Origin of the sequence: Dyella sp. 2YAF14 (assembly GCF_052114725.1) — a bacterium.
Lineage (GTDB): Bacteria > Pseudomonadota > Gammaproteobacteria > Xanthomonadales > Rhodanobacteraceae > Dyella.
The window spans coordinates 969,193-988,986 of sequence record NZ_JBFRFH010000001.1 but is presented as its reverse complement, the minus strand read 5'-3'; the positions used below and the strand labels follow the sequence as shown (position 1 = coordinate 988,986).

The following is a 19,794-nucleotide window of genomic DNA, read 5'->3' as shown; positions in this document are numbered from 1 at the left end:
CTACCTGGCCCTGCGCAACATCAGCAAGAAATGGACGCTGCCGATCCGCGACTGGAAGGCTGCATTGAACCGCTTTACGATTCAGTTCGAGGAACGACTTCCTCAGCGGTAACCCAAACCCCGGTTACACAAAATTCTGCACACGCCCAATACTCAAGGCATCCCTAACCGTCGGATCCAGAGTGAGTTCAACCGAAAGGTCGAGATCATCGTCCACAAGTCGCATACTCAAGACTTTCACTCCTGATACTTATAAGTAGACTATATCTATGGGCGTAGTCTTAAAAGTATCATCCTTTTACGGTCGCCGCCATGGACGAGCTGACCGAACAAATGCGCCTCGCTACCGCAATCCGGCGCCGCCGGGAGCGGCTGGAATTCAGCCAAGAATCGTTCGCCGACTTTATTGGCATGCATCGTGCTCAGTACAGTGAGTTAGAACGAGGAAAGCGGAACCCAACCATTCAAACCCTCATAAAGGTTGCAAGAGGCCTGGAAACGACAATCGCCAAGTTGGCCGCTTCGGCAAAGATCTGACGTCCTCACTGAGGAACCAAGGCATTAGAACTAGTTCGGGCTTGGGACCCGGAGCGCGAATGTCCAGTTGGTGTCAGGCCGAGATCAAGGTGAACGGCTCCCCTCCCACCCGGTCAACCTGAGTGGGCACCTTCTTGTCCGTGCTCCAAACCAGAGACGCGACCATCGAATGGGCCCGGCTTGGATCCTGTCGATGTCGAGCTCCAGGCCATCAGCGCTGGCTCAGAATCAAGAAACCGGCTTCGGCCGGTTTCCTTTTGGCTGCGAAACAACCTAACTCCGCAATTTACTTACCACTTTTGGGCTTGGCAGGTGCAGGTGCAGGTGCGGGTGCAGGTGAGCCTGCGCGTGGCATTTGTGCGCTTGGGGCGCCACGCGAATTGGCGGCCGATCCAACCTTGTTCATCAGAGCTGACGGCATGCCGTCATTGGCGAACACGTTGCGGCTAATTTTCTTGTCATTCATGGCGGCGCTCTTTTTGAACAGCTGATGTCTGCAAACAGTCACTCGCTCGACGTCGGCGGCACTGCGGGTGCGGGTGCGGGTGCGGGTGCGGGCGCGGGTGCGGGTGCCGGGGCGGGAGCAGATGGCATCGCCGCACTCGGCGTGCCTTTGTGTACAACCTGCATCGATGCGGACACATGACCCTCGTTTAGAGTTTGGGTCGAGGTGGCTGGCGGCGCTTTTTGATTTGTCATGCCTGTTTGCTCCTTGTCATGAACATTTGTCCAAACGAATGCGACGGTGAAGCCTGCGGCAGCGAAGAAGACCAAACCAGCCAGTGGATTCAGCCAATTTAAAACCTTCCCTGCTCGACCTTGCTTGTTGTAATACTCGTCCTTCCGGTTGATGAAATACTCATGCGCCGCGTCAATGCTCGCGCGATTAGCATGTGCCCCAATGGGGAAGGTCGCTAGCATTAGCAGTAGCGATGTGGCGAATAGGACCCAGGAGGTCTTGAGGGTCCAGAGGCCATGCGCAGTAGCCAGCGGCACAACGTCTTTAATGAACGTTACAGAGAGAGCTAACGCCCCCGTAGAATAGGCCAGAATCGTGTTGTCGTACTTGTCACGGTTCGCCCGTTCTCGCGTCTGTTGTTCGGTCCAGTATGCGTCGAATAGCGTTCGACGACGCAGCGTGTCGTCGTCGGGAGTTTCTGTTTTGTCCGCTATTTCGCTGGTGGCGTCGCTCATCGTTCTATCCCTATCACGTTCAGAGCGCGCACTTTGCAGTATTGATCCAGGTAACCCTGTAGGACGTTATACACGGCCTCGTGGGCAAGCTCGTAGCCGCCCAAATCGTCTTTGAGAACCAGTCCGTACGTACGGGCCAACGTGTGGATGTCACGGTCATACCGAAGCACATACCCGTGTTCCGGGCATCGTGCTAGCACTTTCCGCTTCTTTAAGTAGCGCTCCGCCCGTCGGTAGCGCTCTTGCCCTTCCGACTCGGGCTGGTCATCCTTGGGTTCGCTGACCATCGTCCTACCTCTCTCGCGGAGGCTTACTATAAGCCGCAACCCGATAGTCTCGCTAATCGACTATTACAAGAGGCGTCTTGTCTCTCCTAGAGCAAGGCCAAATCCAGCCTCACGCCGGGCTTGAGCGGGCGCGCCACATCGTAGTGACCGTGCTTTACCCTGCTATCCCTCTAACTCCAACCCGACCACTTAGGATCTGGTTCTGACGGAGCTGGCTCCTGGGTCCAAGTCTTGGTCGCAGCTCTGATCGATCGGACCTTTTCAGAGAACGGCCACGCGTCGTCGGTCTAATAGTAAGCGCCAGCAGGAGTGGGCTCAGCATTTGCGGGACTCGATGTTCGGTTGGGCGGCAGTCCGCGATAAAGCAATGGCTGTACAGATAAGCGGAGGCAGACAAGGATGGAAGTGAAGGACCTGTTTAGCTCTGGAAACGATGGACTAGTACCCCAGGGGGACGCCGCGCGGCAAGCGGTTGATTCGCTTCGCGGTTACGCTTATCAGATAACGGCAGCGGCGCTGGCGTGGCTCGATCTTGACGATTCTGCGCGACTCTATTTAGAGGTTGCAGAGGACTACGCAGTGATCGCTGGTGATGCGATGAAGGCCGTGCAGGTAAAGGATACTGTTACCTCTGGGAACATCACGGTGAACACAGACAGTGTGAGGGAGGCCATAGAAAGCTTTGTCTCTCTAACCGACAGCAATCCGGAAATCGACGTCCACCTGCACTACTTCACAACATCTGAAATAGGATTGGAACGAGCGACGGCTGATCGCCCCGCTGGAGTCGCAGGCCTTGTTTATTGGCGCGACGCCGCCATTGCTGCAGATGTAGGGCCTCTTCGCTCAATCTTAAAAGGCCCCGCGTTTTCCGCTGCCGTACATAAATTTGTGGAAAGTCGCGACGATGAAGCTCTTCGCCACAACATGCTTCGGAAAGTCATATGGGACTGCGGTAAGCCCGATATCACGTTGTTGCGCAAAGAACTTGACGAACGCCTTGTCGTAGTTGGGCGTGATGTCTTCAGCCTACCGGCTGCTGAGGCGTTACGAGTCGCCGATACTCTCATCTATCGTGTACTGCAGAAGAGCGTCTCTAGGGAGGCGTCAGATCGTTTCCTAACGCGGGCCAGCCTTTATACCGCCGTAGATGAAGCTACTCGCATGTCCGTGCCACGAGGCACCGCGGAGTTGCTAAACCTAATTTCATCAGGCTTTGCATCTTCCGCACTAGCGAATATTAGCAGCCCTGTTGCGGTTACTCTCGCCGAACCAAGCTGGATTGTCCGGAGCGAACTCCTCCCCTCAGTGGCGCGCTTGGTGTCACGTGTCGCGTTAGAAGCGGGCGTCCTCGCACGGATGAGGCAATTCGGCCTGTGTATCATTATTGGCGCAAGCGGCCTCGGCAAATCCTCTGTAGCTCGCCAGGTAGCGGAAACGTTGACCGGGGGTTTCGCGACTATAGATTTTCGCAACGCCAATGCGACCGAAACATGCAGCCGCCTCGATATAGTTTTCTCTCATATCGGCGGACTCCGCGAGTCAACCTTTCTCTTTGAGGACCTCAATCACCTCAATGAGCCAGCCGTGGCGCTGTCGCTGGCACGCGTTGTCAAGACGCTGCGCCGCCGAGATAAGGCAGCGATTGTTACGTGTTATCTCGCGCCAACGGCGAGGGCCCTCGCAGGCATTGATCTTGATGCGGCTTGCGTTATGGAGTGCCCCTATTTCACGGAAGATGAAGCTGCCACGTTGGTTGAGATCCACGGCGGTGATTCCAAACTTTGGGGCAGAGTTGCCTATATCGCCGGCGCTTTCGGACACCCGCAGCTCGTTTACGCCTTCATCTCTGGTATGCGCGCACGCGGCTGGCCTCAAGGCGAGCTGTTGGAGATTGTCGGCAATGGTCTCTCAACTGGAGACATCGAGGCTGAGCGTGACGCGGCGCGACGAACACTTGTAGCAGTACTGCCCGAAACCTCGCGCAACTTGCTATATCGCCTTAGCCTCACGATCGGTCGATTTGATCGAGCAATGGCCTTACTGATTGCGAATGTGACGCCTGAGATATCAAACGCGGGCGAATCGATGGACGAGCTGGTTGGACCCTGGCTAGAAACGGTGGATCGTCACCACTATCGGGTCTCCCCACTGGCGGCTCGATCAGGGCAAGAGATGATTTCTGAGGCTCAGAGAACGACCATTCATTTCGCGATCGCTACACAGTTCATGGCAAAAGGTTCGATTAACGGCACCGATGTAGACGTGATCATCACGCATGCCCTCATTGGCAAGAACGAAGCGGTGCTCCTAACCCTTGCCAACAGCATCATTACGTCTGATGAACGCACGCGCGAATTTCTTTCCGACAACGTGACAGCGTTCAAGCTCTTGGGGGCAACGGGTCCTATCTATCCCCATAGCTCAATTGTCTCCGGAATGTTGCGGCTCGCGCAGTTCAAGCTGTTGGTGACCGCACGAGAGAACGACAAGATCGCGCCATGTGCGACGGCCCTGTTTTCAGAAGCTGCCGCACAGCCCACGCCGGAGCTTCGTAACATGTTCAAGGCCCTGGCGTATGGGACGGTCTTGAGCACGATGGGTATTGGCAACTTCCTCGAAGATTGGCTCGATCTTCTCGAGGAATTTCAGGAGCTGACGGAAGGCAGCGAGATACTAACGGGCCTTCGGAGAAACTTTAACAGCCGGGGACGGCAAACCCACGACATGTTTGGTGCACTGTTCGCCATAGGGTCGGCTGGGGTGGCGTCTGTGGCAAGGCTTGAGTCGATCATCAACCGCCTTGATTTGCTGGAGCCGGGACGACGATCCCAGTATCTCAGCGTCCTTAGGTGGGACGTCCCAGATTTCTCAGTATTCATAAACAGCGGTTGGCTTGTAGACCGCCCACGAGACGCCGCCTCGGCTGTCGATGCTGCGAACCGATATCGCGAGATGGCGCTCACAACGTCTTCGTGGTCGATAAGACCGATAGTCGATCAGTGCTGGATTGCCCGAGCAATTATGCTCGATGAGTATGGCGACGACGGTGAAGGAGCACTAAAGGTCCTGGATGAAGCAGTAGCCATGCTCGGAGACGACGTACTGCTATCTCGCGCACGCGCTAAGATCTATTGGCGGGCACAGGACCACGCACGTGCACTTTCGATCTTGCGCGAGATAGCAGGCAAAATTGGCCTAGGAAATTCAGTCGAGCGCGCATTCGCGCTGCGAGAGGCTGCGATTAGTGCGGCAAAGGGCGGTGAATGGAAGCTGGCGGAGTCCTGGTTTCTAGAGAGCAAGGTGGCCGCGGCGCTTTCCAAGCTTCCCGACATGAAGGTAATGGCGGTAGGCCTAGGAGCCGATGCCGCCGCAGCCGCTATCCAGACAGGTAACGTGAAGCAAGGACTAGAGGGGCTCTGTGAAGCGCTCAATGAGCTTCGACAAATTGATCCTGCCGAGTCGCTTCGTGCAACCTACTGCCACTGTGTGGTGCGCCACGTTGTACTCTGGGCGCAAGCGCATATTGACAATAGAACGGTATATATCGGTGGCGCACCTATCACCTCGGAGCCAGGTTGTTGCAGCAATCCTGACCCTCTGGAGGCCATCAGAAACCATAGGATAGGACCTCTCGACTTTGCTTTTTACATGCTTGCGCAGTCCGAGGTGACCAGCGGTTGTGATGTTGGAATTGCGGACAGCCTGGATAGCCATCTGTCCGGCGGGCGGATTCCGGTTATGGAGGTTGATCTCAGGATTCGACGAGTGACGCGGGATATTGATAACTCGAGTGCACCTGAATTTGCACGCCATATCTCGGGTTTCATAGAAGCGATCGCTTACATGTCTCAGTACAAGCGGCAGATTATGGCGTCATCTGACGTCTTCAATCCCGTGCGGGGCAATATTCCATCCATACTTCGCAGCGACTTCTCAGTCTCCCCCCTTCCGGAGATTGCTAACGACGCACTTCTCACATTTGCTATCGCTGCGACTTGCAAGAAATCCTCGCGCTCACTAGAAGAGCTGGAGGCGGCTCTTCGTGCGGAATTTGGAGATGAGCTTCCAGGTACGATCTTTCCTTTGGCGCAAAGCCTACAAACGCCTACGGGCACGGTGACATCGTTTGATGGCGCGTTGATCGGCGCGGCCCGAAGCTTTGGCAAGGATGCACACCAGCCGCCGCAGGTCCATTGCGTGGCGGCGATACGATTCTTTCAGCACGCGGAGAGATCCAACTTCAAAAATTATTTAACTCCTGTCATTGCGGCATGGCAGCGCCTCGAATGGACCCGAATTGTTATTTCTGAGACATTTCGGTTGTCGCTTCCGGAGCGGACGATACCTGCGGTCAAGGCTGCATTGGCAATTGCCACCGATGACGCTCAGTTTCTCGGCGCGCTATACCTCGCCACTAGCGCCGCTGCCGATGTGATGTTGCCGGCAGAACTGAAGGCCAAATTCATGTCGTTAGCTGCCCCTTCACAAGGGCCTGATCACCTGAGCCCTGGCCTGTGAGGTGAGGAAGAAAAAACCGAAATGGCAGGGCTTTACTAAGTTTGTTTTGCTGGCGGGCAACGTCGATTGCGAATTCCGGAGGAGCTGATTGGCTCGGCCTGTGACTTGCACAGCCTGCGCCGCTGCTTGTCACTCCAACACCCGCAACTTGAAAGGGTGCCAATTGCGTCGATCGTCCTCACTTCGGAGGTCGATAGCTCCGACACTTCCATGACCACAGCGTCCCTAGAGATTGGGGCTGGAAGAGGCTCGGACGAGGGTCTTGCACTGGCCCGCAACCCGGCCGCGGCATTCTGCGCAGCCATCAAGCCCCCCCCCTACGAGGAGGTCAGTGCCCTCGATTCCCGAGCCTTCTGGACTAGCCTTTCCCGAGTTCACCTGACGGCACTAGGTGCGGCTAGGGAACGTGTATTTCCCCGGCCCTCAATGCAACGACAAGCATCCTCGCTTTGCCCTTCACAACGATCTCCTGAGGTGTGCTCATCCCAAAACTGGAGATAGGCTTATTCAAGTACCACTCCACTGTCAGATTGAGGTCGAAAGTTCTGTCCTGTGCTGCGTCCAAGACTGCCAATAATTCGTCCGCAAAAAGGGTCCACGGTACCGCGGACCCGCGCTCATTCCATTGGGAAATTAATTGCTTTTCCGTTTGGCAAAGCCAAGGGGCAAGTCGTTCAGCCGAAATCTCACCCGTCGCAGGGTTGGAGATATCGGCCAAGAACTGCAGAAATTCAAACGACCCAGAGCGCTTATTAACCGACACGGCCGTTACCTGTTCGAAAAGCTGAACGTAGCGTCCGTTGGGGGTGCCCGGGAAACGACCTCGTGACATAGCCCAAGCGGCCGCGGGACATCCCTGAATCGAGGTGGCGTCGCAAGGCCCTTCGCCGCCCCTTTTTCCCGGCGAGATAGAGATTTCTCACAAAAGCCGCCACCAGCTGGAACTGGGCGGGAAAAGTGGACTGCCGCGCCGCCCGGGAGATCACGATATGCCCCGATTCCATGGGTTCGCGCAGCACGTCCAGCACATGCCGACCGAACTCGGGCAATTCGTCCAGGAAAAGCACGCCGTTATGCGCCAGCGAGATCTCGCCCGGCCGCGGCAGCGCACCGCCGCCTACCAAGGCTACGGCCGAACTGGTGTGGTGGGGCGCCCGAAAGGGACGGCGACGCCAGAATTTCGGATCGACTGTTTGTCCGGCGACAGAGCGCACCGCGCAGGTTTCCAGCGCTTCCGACTCGCTCAGCGGCGGCAGGATGCCGGGCAGGCGCTCAGCCAGCATGGTTTTGCCCGTACCCGGCGGCCCCAGCAGCAACAGGTGATGACCGCCGGCCGCGGCGATTTCCAGCGCCCGTCGCGCCTGCAGCTGGCCGCGCACGTCGGCCAGGTCGGGACCGATCACTTCGTCGAAGATGCCGGCCGCCGCGCCCGGCGGCGACAATTCCTGTGCGCCACGCAGCCAGCTGCAGACATCGGCCAGCGTGTCGGCCACCAGCACCTCGGCATCGGACACCAGGGCGGCCTCGGCCGCATTGCCGCGTGGCACCACCACGCGGCGGCCACGCGCGCGCGCGCGCAACAAGGCAGGGAGTACGCCCGACACGGCGCGCAAAGCGCCGGACAAGGCCAGTTCGCCGAGGAATTCGCAGTCGTCCAGCTTGTCGCGGGGCACCTGGCCGCCGGCGGCAAGGATGCCCAGCGCGATGGCCAAGTCGAAGCGGCCGCCATCCTTGGGCAGTTCGGCCGGCGCCAGGTTCACGGTGACCCGGCGGTTGGGGTATTCGAACGCCGTGTTCTGGATGGCTACGCGGACACGGTCGCGCGCTTCGCGCACGGCGGCTTCGGGAAGACCCACGATATTGGTGCTGGGCAAGCCGCCGGACAGATGGACTTCCACCATGACCTGGGGAGCCGCCACGCCTTCCTGGGCTCGACTGAGGGTGACGGCAAGACTCATGTCGCCCGCACGCCTGCTACGACGCGGGAGCGGCTGCCAGGCTGAAACACGGAGCGACTCCCACAGCGGCCTGCAGAGAAAAATAGCCGCCCCCGATCGTTCTCGGGGTGAGGGTGACGGATCGGGGACGGCTCCCGGGACTTGGGCCCGCGCCGCACCCCGTCAGTCAGGTGCCAGCACCAGCCTCGAGATCTGCGATTCGCTTTTCCAGGGCCTCGACCTTGGCGCGGGTGCGCGCCAACAACTGGCTCTGGACGTCAAACTCCTCGCGGGTGACTAGATCAAGGCGGCGCAATCCCTGCGCCAGAACATCGCCGAAGTTGGTGCGCAAATCCTGATGCGCCTGAGCCAGTCCAGATGGAACCAACGAAACAAGACGCTGGGCAAGTTGATCGATATCCTGCCTATCCATCATGGATAGCACCTCGAGCTCGTCAGGGTGGAGTTTAGGTTCATGTCTGTAAATGCCACTATCAGGGTGCTCCACTTCTACTTGTAGGCATTTTCCTACAGAGAGCCCGGGCGCGACAGCGATATCCCTGCACAGGCAAAATGTGGAACTGCGGCCCGGACGACGGGCCACCTGACGATCAAGAGGAAAACCCATGAAGCTGGTGGTTGCGGTCATCAAGCCGTTCAAGCTGGACGATGTGCGCGAGGCCCTGGCCGAAGTGGGCGTGCAGGGCATCACGGTGACCGAGGTCAAGGGTTTCGGCCGCCAGAAGGGTCACACCGAGCTCTACCGCGGCGCCGAGTACGTGGTGGACTTCCTGCCGAAGATCAAACTGGAAGTGGCGGTGAGCGACGAGCAGGTGGACCGCGTGGTCGAAGCCATCCAGGCCTCGGCCAAGACCGGCAAGATCGGCGACGGCAAGATCTTCGTCAGTTCGCTTGAGCAGGTCATCCGCATCCGCACCGGCGAGATGGACGGCGACGCGCTCTAAGCGCCATCAGGTCGCCAGCTGGGCCCGCTCGAAGCGGCGGTGATGCACCAGCAGGCCGGCGAAGTAGCAGATGTAGTAGCCGATGGTGAGGCCGAAGATCGCCAGGGTCAGCGGGCTGTTGCCAATGGCGGGCCCGCTGTGCGCCATGGCCGGATCCTGCAGCTGCGGCATCACCACCACGAAGCGCCATGCCAGGCGCCCGATCAGCAACATCGTCAGCAGACCACCAATCCAGGGGTTGGGGATATAGAGGTCGTTGCCGGCGGCGTCGCGCTCGAAGCGGGTCAGCTTGATGCCCACCACCCCCAGCGCCGCCCCGGCCAAGGCACCGCCCAGCAGCCCTTCCAGCAGGCGGGGATTGTGCAGGCCGCCCAGGCCGATCAGGGCACCGATCGCCGTGAAGACGGCGATGCGGGCCATCATCCGCTTGCGGCGGATCGGCTGGCGCCCGAAGGTCCCGCGCACACGGCGCCAGATCGCGAACGCCATCAGCGGGATCATCAGCGCGTAGATCATGTTCGGGGTCATCGCGATCGCCTGGTCATGGGATGCGCGCAGCTTATAGGGCCGGGCACACCCGCACGACTGACGGGGCACAACCATCGCGGGTGACGCTTGTCACCCGCGACTGGCCTTACTTGGCCTTGCCCTGATTCGCCACGGCGGCCATCTTCGCCGCGATGGCGTCGGCATCGCCCAGGTAGTAGTGACGGATCGGCTTGAGGTCCTTGTCGAACTCGTACACCAGCGGCACGCCGTTGGGGATGTTGAGCTCGACGATCTCCTCTTCGGAGATGTTGTCCAGGTACTTCACCAGCGCGCGCAGCGAGTTGCCATGCGCCGCGACCACCACGTTCTGGCCCGAGGCGATCGCCGGGGCCAGCACGTCGTGCCAGTACGGCACCACGCGGTCGACGGTGTCCTTGAGGCACTCGGTGTCGGGAATCATCGAGGGATCGAGATTGGCGTAGCGCGGATCGTTCACCGACTCGTTGCTGGCGCGGTCCAGCGGCGGCGGCGGGATGTCGTAGCTGCGGCGCCACACCTTGACCTGGTCCTCGCCGTACCTGGCGGCGGTCTCGGCCTTGTTGAGGCCGGTGAGGCCGCCGTAATGGCGCTCATTGAGGCGCCAGTCGGTGACTACCGGCAGGTACATCTGCTCCATCGCATCGAGCACGCCCCACAGCGTGCGCACGGCGCGCTTGAGCACCGAGGTGTGCGCGACGTCGAAGCGGTAGCCGCCGGCCTTGAGCAGGCGGCCGGCTTCAGCCGCTTCGGCCATGCCCTGTTCGGTGAGGTCCACATCGGCCCAGCCGCTGAAGCGGTTGTCCAGGTTCCATTGGGACTGGCCGTGACGAATGAGTACGAGCTTGTACATGGCGGGAATTCGTGGCGGGAAACTCGCGATGGTGAGGCCCCGCCCCGGCCCCGTCAAATCGCGCGGCCCCTGTCGAAGGTCATGCTAAACCCTGCCCGCGCCGGGTGCATCCTAGGGTGGTCAGTCTATTCATGGAGCTCATCATGCGTCGTCATCTGCTAGCACTCGCCCTCGCCCTGGCCCTGCCCGTCGTAGCCCAGGCCAGCGACAACGATATCGACAAGGTCAACGGCACCGCGCAGGTGGATGCGGGCCAGCACGCCGGCAACGTCAGCACGGTCAACGGCGCGGTGCGCGTTGGCGACAACGCCGTGGTGCAGAAGGCGAGCACGGTCAATGGCTCGGTCAACCTGGGCGATCATGCGCAGGCCACGGCCGTCGACACCGTCAACGGCGGCGTGAACCTGGGCTCGGCCGCCCGCGTCAGCGGCACCGTCAGCACCACCAACGGCGGTATTCACCTGCAACAGGGCGCCGATGTGGCCGGCAAGGTCGGCAACGTCAACGGCAGCATCAATCTCGACGCCGCGCACGTGGGCGGCGGTCTGCAGACCACCAACGGCGATGTGACCGTGGGCGCCAATTCGCGCATCGAAGGCGGCATCCTGGTGGACAAGCCGGGCGGGTGGAGCTGGAGCAGCAACAACCGTCTGCCGCACGTGGTGATCGGTCCGCATGCGGTGGTGCAGGGCACGCTGGAGTTCCGCCGCGAGGTGGTGCTGCAGGTGAGCGACAGCGCGCAGATCGGCCCCGTGAAGGGCGCCACGCCGGTGAAGTTCAGCGGCGCCATGCCGACGGAGTGATCGAACCCTGAAGGGCGCGTCATCGACGGATCGATGACGCGCTCATGCCTCACACCCAGTCGCGCGGCTTGAGGTATTCCGCCAGCCGCGCTTCCGGCGATTCCGCCTCGGGCTGGAAGTTGTATTCGAAGCGCACGCGCGGCGGCAGGCTCATCAGGATGGATTCCGTGCGCCCGCCCGACTGCAGGCCGAACAGCGTGCCGCGGTCGTAGACCAGGTTGAATTCCACGTAGCGACCGCGGCGATACAGCTGGAACTCGCGCTCGCGTTCGCCATAAGCCTCGTCCTTGCGGCGCTCGACGATCGGCAGATAGGCATCGAGGAAACCCTGCCCCACGTCGCGCGTAAAGGCGAAGCAGCGCTCGAAGCCGCCTTCGTTGAGATCGTCGTAGAACAGGCCGCCGACGCCGCGCGTCTCCGCGCGATGCTTGATATAGAAATACTCGTCGCACCACTTCTTGTAGCGCGCATACACATCGTCGCCATACGGCGCGCACAGGTCGCGCGCCACGGTATGCCAGTGCGCCACGTCTTCATCGCGCGGATAGAACGGCGTGAGATCGAAACCGCCGCCGAACCACCACACCGGATCCACGCCTTCTTTGCTCGCCTCGAAATAGCGCACATTGGCATGCGTGGTCGGCACGTGCGGATTGCGCGGATGCAGCACCAGCGATACGCCGGTGGCGACAAAACCGCCCCCGGCAAGATCGGGACGATGTGCGGTAGCGCTCGGCGGCAGCTGGTTACCGTAGACGCGCGAGAAGTTCACGCCCGCCTGTTCGAAGATGGCGCCATCGCGCAATACGCGCGTGCGACCACCGCCACCGGCGGGACGCGTCCAGGCGTCTTCTTCGAAACGCGCCTTGCCGTCGATCTGCTCGATCGCCGCGCAAATGCGGTCTTGCAACTCGCGCAGGAACAGTTCGGCTTGGTCGGCTTGCTGGCTCATGGGGCGGTCCGTCGGCGTGCAAAGGCCGCCAGCTTAGCAAGCGTGGCGCGCGGGCCGCTGCGGCGGCGCGTCGCGCATCGCATCAACTCAGTCGTGCGCTGATGCGGCGATGGCCGATCAGACGCGCCCAGCGCATGCCGATATCGATCCACATCAGATAACCCGACTCGGCCAGCAGTCGCACGACGTAACGGCGGTTGAGCACCAGCCGCGCTTCGGCGGCGACCGGCACACTGCGGAAACCCAGCCGTTGCGCCAGCAGCTGGCAGCGCGCGAGATGGTAGCGACTGGTCACCAGCGCGACCGGCGGCAGCACGCGAGCCACGGGACCGTCTTCCTGCAGCAGGCTGCGTGCATGGCGCAGGTTTTCCAGCGAATCGACCGAGGCCTGTTCCAGCTGCATCACCACGCCCGGCGGCAGCTCGTGCTGCTCCAGCCAGCTGCGTCCGGCGGCCGCCTCGCTGATGGCCCCGCCGCTGCGTCCGCCCAGCAACAGGACGTGTTCGGTGTGGTGCGCACGCATCAGCGCCAGCGCGCGCAGCAGGCGGGCCTGATAGTCCATTTCGGGCGCGTCGCGCACCAGCCGGCGACCGAATACCAGTACGGTCATCGGCTGTCCGGGGGCGACCGGACTGCGCGCCGCCACCCGCCATACATGAACGAGATAGCCGACCCACACCAGCCCAAGACTCAGGGTCACCGCGGCCACCATCACCACGAAGGCGTGTAGTACGTCCCGGTCGCTGAGATAGCGCCAGGGGCCACGCTTCAAGGGGGCGGTGATCGGCGGCACGGGGCAGGGCACGGAGGGTGGACGGCGCAGTGTCCCACGGGGACCGGCCGGGCGTCGTGCTCAGCCGTCACGCCAGGCGTAACTGGCGGTCAAAACGGCACTGACAAACATGAACGCGATCCAGCGTGGCGGCTGTCCAGACTAGGAAATGTTTCAGTCGCTCGTTAGGCTCGCGCGATGTCAGTACCGATCCAACCCCTTGCCGTAAGTGCCTATACGGTCACTTCAGCGCTCGGCCAAGGTCTCGAAAGCCATCTCGCCGCCCTGTCTTCCAGCCATGGTGGCCTCCGTGAAAACGACTTCAGCAGCGCTCCCCTGGGCTGCTGGATCGGCCGTGTCGATGGCGTCGAAGAGGCTGAGCTGCCCGCGGCGCACGCGTCGTGGGAATGCCGCAACAACCGCCTGGCCTGGCTGGGGCTGCAGCAGGACCGCTTTCTCGAACAGGCGCTGGATGCACGCCAGCGCTACGGCGCCGCGCGTGTCGCGCTGGTGCTGGGCACCTCCACGGCGAGCATCGGCGCCACTGAGGAGGGCTATCGCCACCTCGATGCCGACGGCCGGATGCCGGCGGAATTGCGCCGCCCGCTGATCCACGCGCCCCATTCGCTGGCCGGTTTCGTGGCCGAAGCGCTCGGGCTGGAAGGCCCGTGCCTGACCGTTTCCACCGCGTGCTCGTCCAGCGCGAAAGTGTTCGCCACGGCCGAGCGGCTGATTCGCCTTGGGCTGGTGGACGCGGCCATCGTGGGCGGCGTGGATACGTTGTGCGACAGCGTGCTGTTTGGCTTCAACGCGTTGGAGCTGGTGTCGCCCGAACCGTGTCGTCCATTCGACCAGGCGCGTCGTGGCATCTCCATCGGCGAGGCGGCGGGCTTCGCCTTGCTGGAACGCGTGGGCAACGCGCCACACGCACCGCGCCTGCTCGGTTATGGTGAATCCAGCGATGCGCACCATATGTCGACGCCGCATCCGGAAGGTGTCGGTGCCGAGCTGGCGCTGCGCGACGCGCTCGCGCGCGCCGGCTTGCGTGCCGAGCAAGTGGACTACATCAACCTGCACGGCACGGCGAGTCTGAAGAACGACGAAGTGGAAGCCGCACTGATCGCACGCGCCTTTCCATCGAGCACGCGCGCCAGCTCCACGAAAGGTTTCACCGGTCACACGCTGGGCGCCGCAGGCATTCTCGAAGCGGTGTTCGCGCTGCTAGCGATCCGCCACAACATGGTTCCCGGCAACCTTGGATGCACCGATCCGGATGAAGCCTGCGGCCCGCAACTGGCGCTGCAGAGCGAGCAGCGCAACGTCAACGTGGCCTTGAGCAACTCGTTTGGATTCGGAGGCAATAATGCCTGCCTTGCCTTCGGGAGGGCGCCGGCATGAGTGCGCTGCAAGTCCACGTGGAAGGCATTGGCCTGTGGTCGCCGGCACTGGGCGATTTCGCGGCACTGAAGGCGCAGCTGCAAGGCTTGTCGATCGACGCCCCGGCTGCACGCCCCGCGGCAGCGACCCTGCCCGCCAACGAGCGACGCCGCGCACCCGAGAGCGTGCTGCTGGCAGTGGAAGTGGCCGGCCAGGCGGTAGCCATGAGCGGTCGCGTCGCAAGTGAGTTGCCTTGCGTATTCAGCTCCGCCTATGGCGACCAGCTGATTTCCGACTATATGTGCGCCACCCTGGCCAGTGCGCCGGCCGAGCTGTCGCCCACGCGCTTCCACAATTCCGTGCACAACGCGCCGGCCGGCTACTGGACGATCGCCACCGGCTGCCAGGCGCTGTCCAGCGCGATTTCCGCCGGTCGCGCCACCTTTGGCGCAGGCCTGCTGGAAGCGGCCACGCTGAGCCTCGCCGAACAGCGCGCGGTACTGCTGGTGTGCAGCGATATCGCCGGCACCGGTCCGGTGGGCGAGATGAGCGCGACAGGCAGCTCCTTCGGCTTTGCGCTGGTGCTTTCCCCGACCGTCACCTCGGGCACGCTGGCGAGCATGGCGATCGAGCTTGAGGCCCACGCCGACCATCCGCTGCGCCCGGCGCCCGCGACGGGCCAGTGGTACGAAACCAATCCGATTGCCGCATCCGCCTGGCCGCTGATGCAGAATCTCGCTACAGGCCACGGTGACTGCACCCTGGCCGCCGCCGAAACCCTGGCGTTGAGGGTTGTGCTGGAGACACTTGCTTGAATACGTCCGCTGCCCGTTGGTGCGTGCTGATTCCCTGCCTCAATGAAGAGGCGGCGATCGGCGAGGTGGTCCAATCCGTGCTGGCGCTGGGCGTCCCGGTCATCGTGGTCGACGACGGTTCGGACGATCGCACGCCCGAGATCGTGCGCGAACTGCCGGTGACTTTGCTGCGCCATCCGCAACGCAGCGGCAAGGGCGAAGCGCTGCGCACGGGTTTTCGTGAGGCGCTGCGGCAGGGCTTCGACGCCGTGCTCACCATGGATGGCGACGGCCAGCACCTGGCCGCCGATATCCCGCGCATTGCGGCGGCAGCGCAGCGCTATCCCAATCACATCGTCATCGGTGCGCGTCTGCTCCAGCGCGAACAGCAGCCGAAGGGTCGTCGTCGTGCCAATGGCGTGGCCGATTGGGGCATCTCGTGGGCCTGCGCACAGCCGGTAGCCGATACGCAAAGCGGGCAGCGCTGGTATCCGCGCGGCGCGCTCGACCTGGTCGATCTGCCGGCGGAAAACTTTGTGTTCGAGGCTGCCATCCTGATCGCCGCCACGCGCGAGAAAGGCATCAGCGTGGTGTCGGTGCCGATCGCTTCGCGTTACCAGGGCGAATTCCGCATCAGCCATTTCAGCCCGATCCGCGATGTCAGCCGCATCACCTTCTACACCGTGGGGCAGATCCTGCGCCACGGCGATGTGCTGGCCAGCTATCGGCGCTCGCGCGCCTCGAGTCCGGTGGTGTTCGACGTCGCGGTGACCTGAGCAGGCACCGCTGCTTTAGACCATGCCGCCGTTGACGCCGATCACCTGGCCGTTGATATAGCCGGCGGCATCGGAACAAAGAAACGCCACCAGTGCCGCGACCTCTTCCGGTTTGCCGGCGCGTTGCGCCGGCACGATCTCGCGAATGCGTTCGGGCGGGAATTGCTCGCCGATCATGCGTCCTTCGATCACGCCGGGCGCCACCACGTTGGCGGTGATACCGCGCGACGCCATCTCGCGCGCCAGCGAGCGCGTGGCGCCATGCAGGGCGGACTTGGCGGCGGCGTAATTCGCCTGGCCGCGATTGCCCAACTGCGCTGCCACCGAACTCACCGACACGATGCGACCGAAGCGCGCACGCGCCATCGGCAATAGCAATGGCTGTGTAACGTGGAAAAAGCCATGCAGCGATACGTCGATCACGCGCCGCCATGCGTCTTCGGACATGCCCGCCAGCGGACTGTCCTCATGAATGCCGGCGTTGTTCACCACCGCATGCACAGGGCCGTCGATCAACAAGGTCTCCAGCGCATGCCGTGTGGCGGCTGCATCAGTGACATCAAAAGCCACCGACTGCGCCGCACCGCCGGCATCGCGGATCGCAGCGGCGACGTCATCGGCGCGAGCCAGACCTGTATTGGCGTGCACGATCACATGGTAGCCGCCTGCGGCGAGCGCCTGCGATATCGCCGCGCCAAGATCGCCGCTGCCGCCGGTCACCAGCGCGCGACGGGGAGTATGGAGCTGAGTCATGGCCGCCTCGGCATCAGGGAAGAGGATGAATGACGGCAGCGCGGCCGCTCACCAGCAAGCGGCCGCCCTGTTCGACGCGAAAGGCATATTGTGCGCCCGCATCGTCAGCGTAGAGGCTTTGGGCATGGACGTCCAAACGCCCTTGCGAAGGATCCACCCATTCGATGGCCAGCGACACGTCACGCAGACTGACCAGACGCCCGGGCCTGGCCTCACTCGCACCCCGTTCGCGCGCCAGCAGGGCGCCATGCACCGCCATCGCCTGCGCGCCGTATTCGGCCAGATGCACCGCGTGCAGGCCAGCACCGCCGCGCAGCGGATGGTCTGCCAACGCGTGACTCTCGCTGATGGCGTGGATGGTCGTCTGGTTCCACGTCACCACGGCATCGAGCAAGCACATCGCGCCCTGATGCGGAATGAGGTGGGCCCAGTCAGTCTTGGCGAGCATGCGGTGCCATCAGGATCGAAAGACAGAAGTGAAATGCGACGCCCAGGGCAACGGTCAAGCCGATCGCGCGCAAGACGGGAATGGTGCTCCAGGCCAGCATGCCGAAGACCAGCAGCGCGGACAGCACGCAGACCAGGGTCGCATGCAGCGTGCGGCGCTGCTCGGCGGCGTCGCCGGTGTCGCGCTCGAAGAACAGCGCATAGTGCAGGCCAAGCCCCGCCGCGAGGATCAGCGCCACGAGATGGAACAGGGAGATCTCCACGCCTGACACACGTTCCACGGCCAGCACCAGGAAAGTTGCCAGTGTCATTGGGGCCAGCACGTGCCAGGCCCTGCGCACGCTGCGCAAGGCAACCACGATCGCGATGACCAGCAGTAGCGTTGCGCCGACCAAGGCGTGCAGGATGCGCGCACGGTAATCCACCACCAGCGATTCAGCGGCACCCTTGAGGTCGAGCAGACGCACCGAACCGCCGCTGTCGCGCGCGAGCGACTGCAGGGCAGCCAAGTCGTGCACACCAGTAAGCGTGCCCAGGCCGAGCCAATGACCATCGCGCTGCATCAGCATGGCCGACAGGCGTTGGCCCAATGGCGATGATGCAAAGCGCTCCGGCGTCAGCACGGGCAAGCTGCGTGCTTGCGCCACATCGTCGAGGAAAGGCTGGAACAGGCCCGGCTGGAACGGCATGCCCTGCTCGGCTTCGTCGAGCGCACTTTTCAGTGTTTGCGCATCGGGCAACGCCCGCTGCCGCGCGCGCTGCACTGCATCGCTGGGCAGATAGCGTGAAGGCAGTTCGATCGCATCGACGGCGTGGCGGGCCACCAAGGCATCCACGGCGGGCTCGAGTTTTTCCGAAAGCGCCAATACCGCCTGCTCATCGGGCGCCTGCAGCACCAGTAGATAGCGCACATCGGGCGCGCCCAGGGCCTCGCGCAATCGTGCATCACGCATCAGCAGATCGCGCGGCAACGGCGTAAGCGCCGACAAGTCGTTCTGCCAGAACGGGCCCTGCGCAAACACCAGCATCAGCACGCTGGCGATGGCCACCAGCAAGGGAATCCAACGCGGTCGCGGCAGGCGGTCCACGATGTCGCGTGCGCGGATCAGCCAGCCCATCGCGGCGACATCGTGCACGCGCTCCGGCAGCAGATAGGGCAACAGGTAGCGTGTGCTGAAGCCGGCCACCAACAAACCTGTGATGGTAAAGACGGCCAATTGCTTGAGGCCATTCACGCCGGATGCAAAGAACGCCGCATAGGCAATGCATGCCGAAGCGATCGCCGTGAGCAGCAGCGGCCACAGGTCACGCACGCTTTGCACGGCGCTTTCGCCGGCGCGGCGATGACTCAGCACGCGTATCGGATACTCCTGTGCCACACCGAGCAGGGTGAAGCCAAACGCCAGCGTGATGCCATGCACCTGCGGAAACAGCAGTACGAGCGCGGCAATGCCCGCCAGCGCCGCACTGGCGATCGGCAAGGCCGAGAACAGCAACGAGCCGATGCTGCGATACGCCAGCAACAGCAGCACGATGAAACCCACCGTCGAGATACGCCCGATCCACTCCGCCTGCCCGCGCGTCTGCGCGCTCGCCACCACGCTGAAGTACCCCGGCCCGCTGACCACCAGCGAGCCACCCGCGTGATCGGGCAAGGCATCGAAGGCACGGTGGATGCCATCGATGGCCTGCGACTGCGCGTCGGGATCGAAACCTGCCGCCTGCGTCAGCACCAGCAACAAGGCCTCGTGCTGTGGCGAAAACCACACGCCCTGCACGAGCTCGGGCGACTTCGGCGGCGACCAGCGCTCGGCCAGCTTGAGCACTTCCAGGGTGGGGTCGCGCGGCAACAGTCCCTTCAGCAGTGACGCCGCGGGCGACGACAGATCGTCCAGGCGCTGTTCCAGCTCGTCGCGCAGATACGCGGTATCCAAGCGCTGATGATCCAGCGTGGGCGAGAGCAGATAGCGATAAGGCAGCAGGGCGTCGTCGAGTGCGCCCATGTCGAAGCTGCCGTTGAGCACCTGCGTGTAGCGTTGATCTTTGCGCAGCGCCACGGCGAGTTGCTGGCTCAGCCCGGCCAGTTGCTCATCGGACTTGCCGCTGATGGCGAGCAAAAGCAGGCGCGAACCCGGTCCCTCGCCCACCTGCTCCATCAACAGGCGTTGATCGGGTGTGGTCGGCGCAGGCATGAAGCTGCGCAGGTCGGTACTCACCGTGAGGTGTCGCGTAACGAACAGGCCAAGCGCGGCGAGCGTCGCCAGCCAGAGCACCAGCAGCGTCACGCGGCTGCGACGCACG

Annotated in this window: 16 protein-coding genes and 2 pseudogenes; 7 read left to right on the top strand and 11 right to left on the bottom strand. The window is 62.5% G+C overall.

The features are described from left to right. Nucleotides 1-309: 309 nt before the first annotated feature. Nucleotides 310-537 (top strand): annotated as a pseudogene (locus AB4Y82_RS04665) (helix-turn-helix transcriptional regulator); the annotation flags it as partial. A gap of 286 nt (nt 538-823) precedes the next feature. Here AB4Y82_RS04665 and AB4Y82_RS04660 read toward each other — a convergent pair. After that, nucleotides 824-1,003, bottom strand: a complete 180-nt coding sequence (locus tag AB4Y82_RS04660) for a hypothetical protein (RefSeq protein ID WP_441611130.1) — start codon at nt 1,001-1,003, stop codon at nt 824-826. A gap of 38 nt (nt 1,004-1,041) precedes the next feature. Continuing rightward, nucleotides 1,042-1,731 carry a hypothetical protein gene (locus AB4Y82_RS04655; RefSeq protein ID WP_441611129.1) on the bottom strand — a complete coding sequence of 230 codons (690 nt, stop codon included), beginning with the start codon at nt 1,729-1,731 and terminating at the stop codon, nt 1,042-1,044. Between the two features lie 686 nt (nt 1,732-2,417). Here AB4Y82_RS04655 and AB4Y82_RS04650 point away from each other — a divergent pair. Continuing rightward, entirely contained in the window at nt 2,418-6,539 is a 4,122-nt protein-coding gene (locus AB4Y82_RS04650; protein WP_441611128.1) for a hypothetical protein, read from the top strand. Between the two features lie 926 nt (nt 6,540-7,465). Here the strand turns inward: AB4Y82_RS04650 and AB4Y82_RS04645 are convergent. After that, a pseudogene (locus AB4Y82_RS04645) lies at nt 7,466-8,497 on the bottom strand (YifB family Mg chelatase-like AAA ATPase); the annotation flags it as partial. 166 nt (nt 8,498-8,663) lie between these two features. After that, entirely contained in the window at nt 8,664-8,912 is a 249-nt protein-coding gene (locus tag AB4Y82_RS04640; protein WP_354015077.1) for an accessory factor UbiK family protein, read from the bottom strand. Between the two features lie 190 nt (nt 8,913-9,102). Between AB4Y82_RS04640 and glnK the strand changes: the two genes are divergently transcribed. Next, nucleotides 9,103-9,441 carry a P-II family nitrogen regulator gene (glnK, locus tag AB4Y82_RS04635; RefSeq protein WP_046971250.1) on the top strand — a complete coding sequence of 113 codons (339 nt, stop codon included), beginning with the start codon at nt 9,103-9,105 and terminating at the stop codon, nt 9,439-9,441. Nucleotides 9,442-9,447: 6 nt separating this feature from the next. Here glnK and AB4Y82_RS04630 read toward each other — a convergent pair whose 3' ends face one another. Both AB4Y82_RS04630 and gpmA read right to left on the bottom strand, forming a co-directional pair. Then, nucleotides 9,448-9,957, bottom strand: a complete 510-nt coding sequence (locus tag AB4Y82_RS04630) for a DUF1453 domain-containing protein (RefSeq protein WP_441601977.1) — start codon at nt 9,955-9,957, stop codon at nt 9,448-9,450. A gap of 118 nt (nt 9,958-10,075) precedes the next feature. Then, entirely contained in the window at nt 10,076-10,819 is a 744-nt protein-coding gene (gene gpmA, locus AB4Y82_RS04625; protein ID WP_441601976.1) for a 2,3-diphosphoglycerate-dependent phosphoglycerate mutase, read from the bottom strand. 143 nt (nt 10,820-10,962) lie between these two features. Here gpmA and AB4Y82_RS04620 point away from each other — a divergent pair, with 143 nt between their 5' ends. Next, complete coding sequence (locus AB4Y82_RS04620; RefSeq protein WP_441601975.1) at nt 10,963-11,622, top strand: hypothetical protein; 660 nt, start codon at nt 10,963-10,965, stop codon at nt 11,620-11,622. Between the two features lie 49 nt (nt 11,623-11,671). On the opposite strand, the gene hemF is transcribed toward AB4Y82_RS04620, so the two are convergent. Further along, nucleotides 11,672-12,574 carry an oxygen-dependent coproporphyrinogen oxidase gene (hemF, locus tag AB4Y82_RS04615; protein WP_441601974.1) on the bottom strand — a complete coding sequence of 301 codons (903 nt, stop codon included), beginning with the start codon at nt 12,572-12,574 and terminating at the stop codon, nt 11,672-11,674. 82 nt (nt 12,575-12,656) lie between these two features. Beyond that, a complete protein-coding gene (locus tag AB4Y82_RS04610; protein ID WP_441601973.1) occupies nt 12,657-13,346 on the bottom strand; it encodes a YdcF family protein in 690 nt (229 codons plus the stop codon). 198 nt (nt 13,347-13,544) lie between these two features. Here AB4Y82_RS04610 and AB4Y82_RS04605 point away from each other — a divergent pair, with 198 nt between their 5' ends. Genes AB4Y82_RS04605 through AB4Y82_RS04595 form a run of 3 tightly spaced genes read left to right on the top strand, consistent with a single transcriptional unit; the run spans nt 13,545 to nt 16,293 of the window. Then, nucleotides 13,545-14,744 (top strand): beta-ketoacyl-[acyl-carrier-protein] synthase family protein, encoded by a 1,200-nt coding sequence (locus AB4Y82_RS04605; protein ID WP_441601972.1) that lies wholly within the window; start codon nt 13,545-13,547, stop codon nt 14,742-14,744. Continuing rightward, nucleotides 14,741-15,538 carry a beta-ketoacyl synthase chain length factor gene (locus AB4Y82_RS04600; protein ID WP_441601971.1) on the top strand — a complete coding sequence of 266 codons (798 nt, stop codon included), beginning with the start codon at nt 14,741-14,743 and terminating at the stop codon, nt 15,536-15,538. The genes AB4Y82_RS04605 and AB4Y82_RS04600 overlap by 4 nt, the downstream gene beginning before the upstream one ends. Next, complete coding sequence (locus AB4Y82_RS04595; RefSeq protein WP_441601970.1) at nt 15,535-16,293, top strand: glycosyltransferase family 2 protein; 759 nt, start codon at nt 15,535-15,537, stop codon at nt 16,291-16,293. The genes AB4Y82_RS04600 and AB4Y82_RS04595 overlap by 4 nt, the downstream gene beginning before the upstream one ends. A gap of 15 nt (nt 16,294-16,308) precedes the next feature. Here AB4Y82_RS04595 and fabG read toward each other — a convergent pair whose 3' ends face one another. From fabG to AB4Y82_RS04580, 3 genes are read right to left on the bottom strand one after another with little or no spacing between them, the layout of a single operon-like run. Next, the gene (gene fabG / locus AB4Y82_RS04590) at nt 16,309-17,046 is read right to left on the bottom strand and encodes a 3-oxoacyl-ACP reductase FabG (protein ID WP_441601969.1); all 738 of its coding nucleotides are present in this window, start codon (nt 17,044-17,046) and stop codon (nt 16,309-16,311) included. A gap of 13 nt (nt 17,047-17,059) precedes the next feature. Continuing rightward, nucleotides 17,060-17,494, bottom strand: a complete 435-nt coding sequence (locus tag AB4Y82_RS04585) for a phosphotransferase (RefSeq protein WP_441601968.1) — start codon at nt 17,492-17,494, stop codon at nt 17,060-17,062. Further along, nucleotides 17,478-19,793, bottom strand: coding sequence for an MMPL family transporter (locus AB4Y82_RS04580; RefSeq protein ID WP_441611127.1), 2,316 nt, complete (start codon nt 19,791-19,793; stop codon nt 17,478-17,480). Before AB4Y82_RS04580 ends, AB4Y82_RS04585 begins: the two co-directional genes overlap by 17 nt. Nucleotide 19,794: the final 1 nt, after the last annotated feature.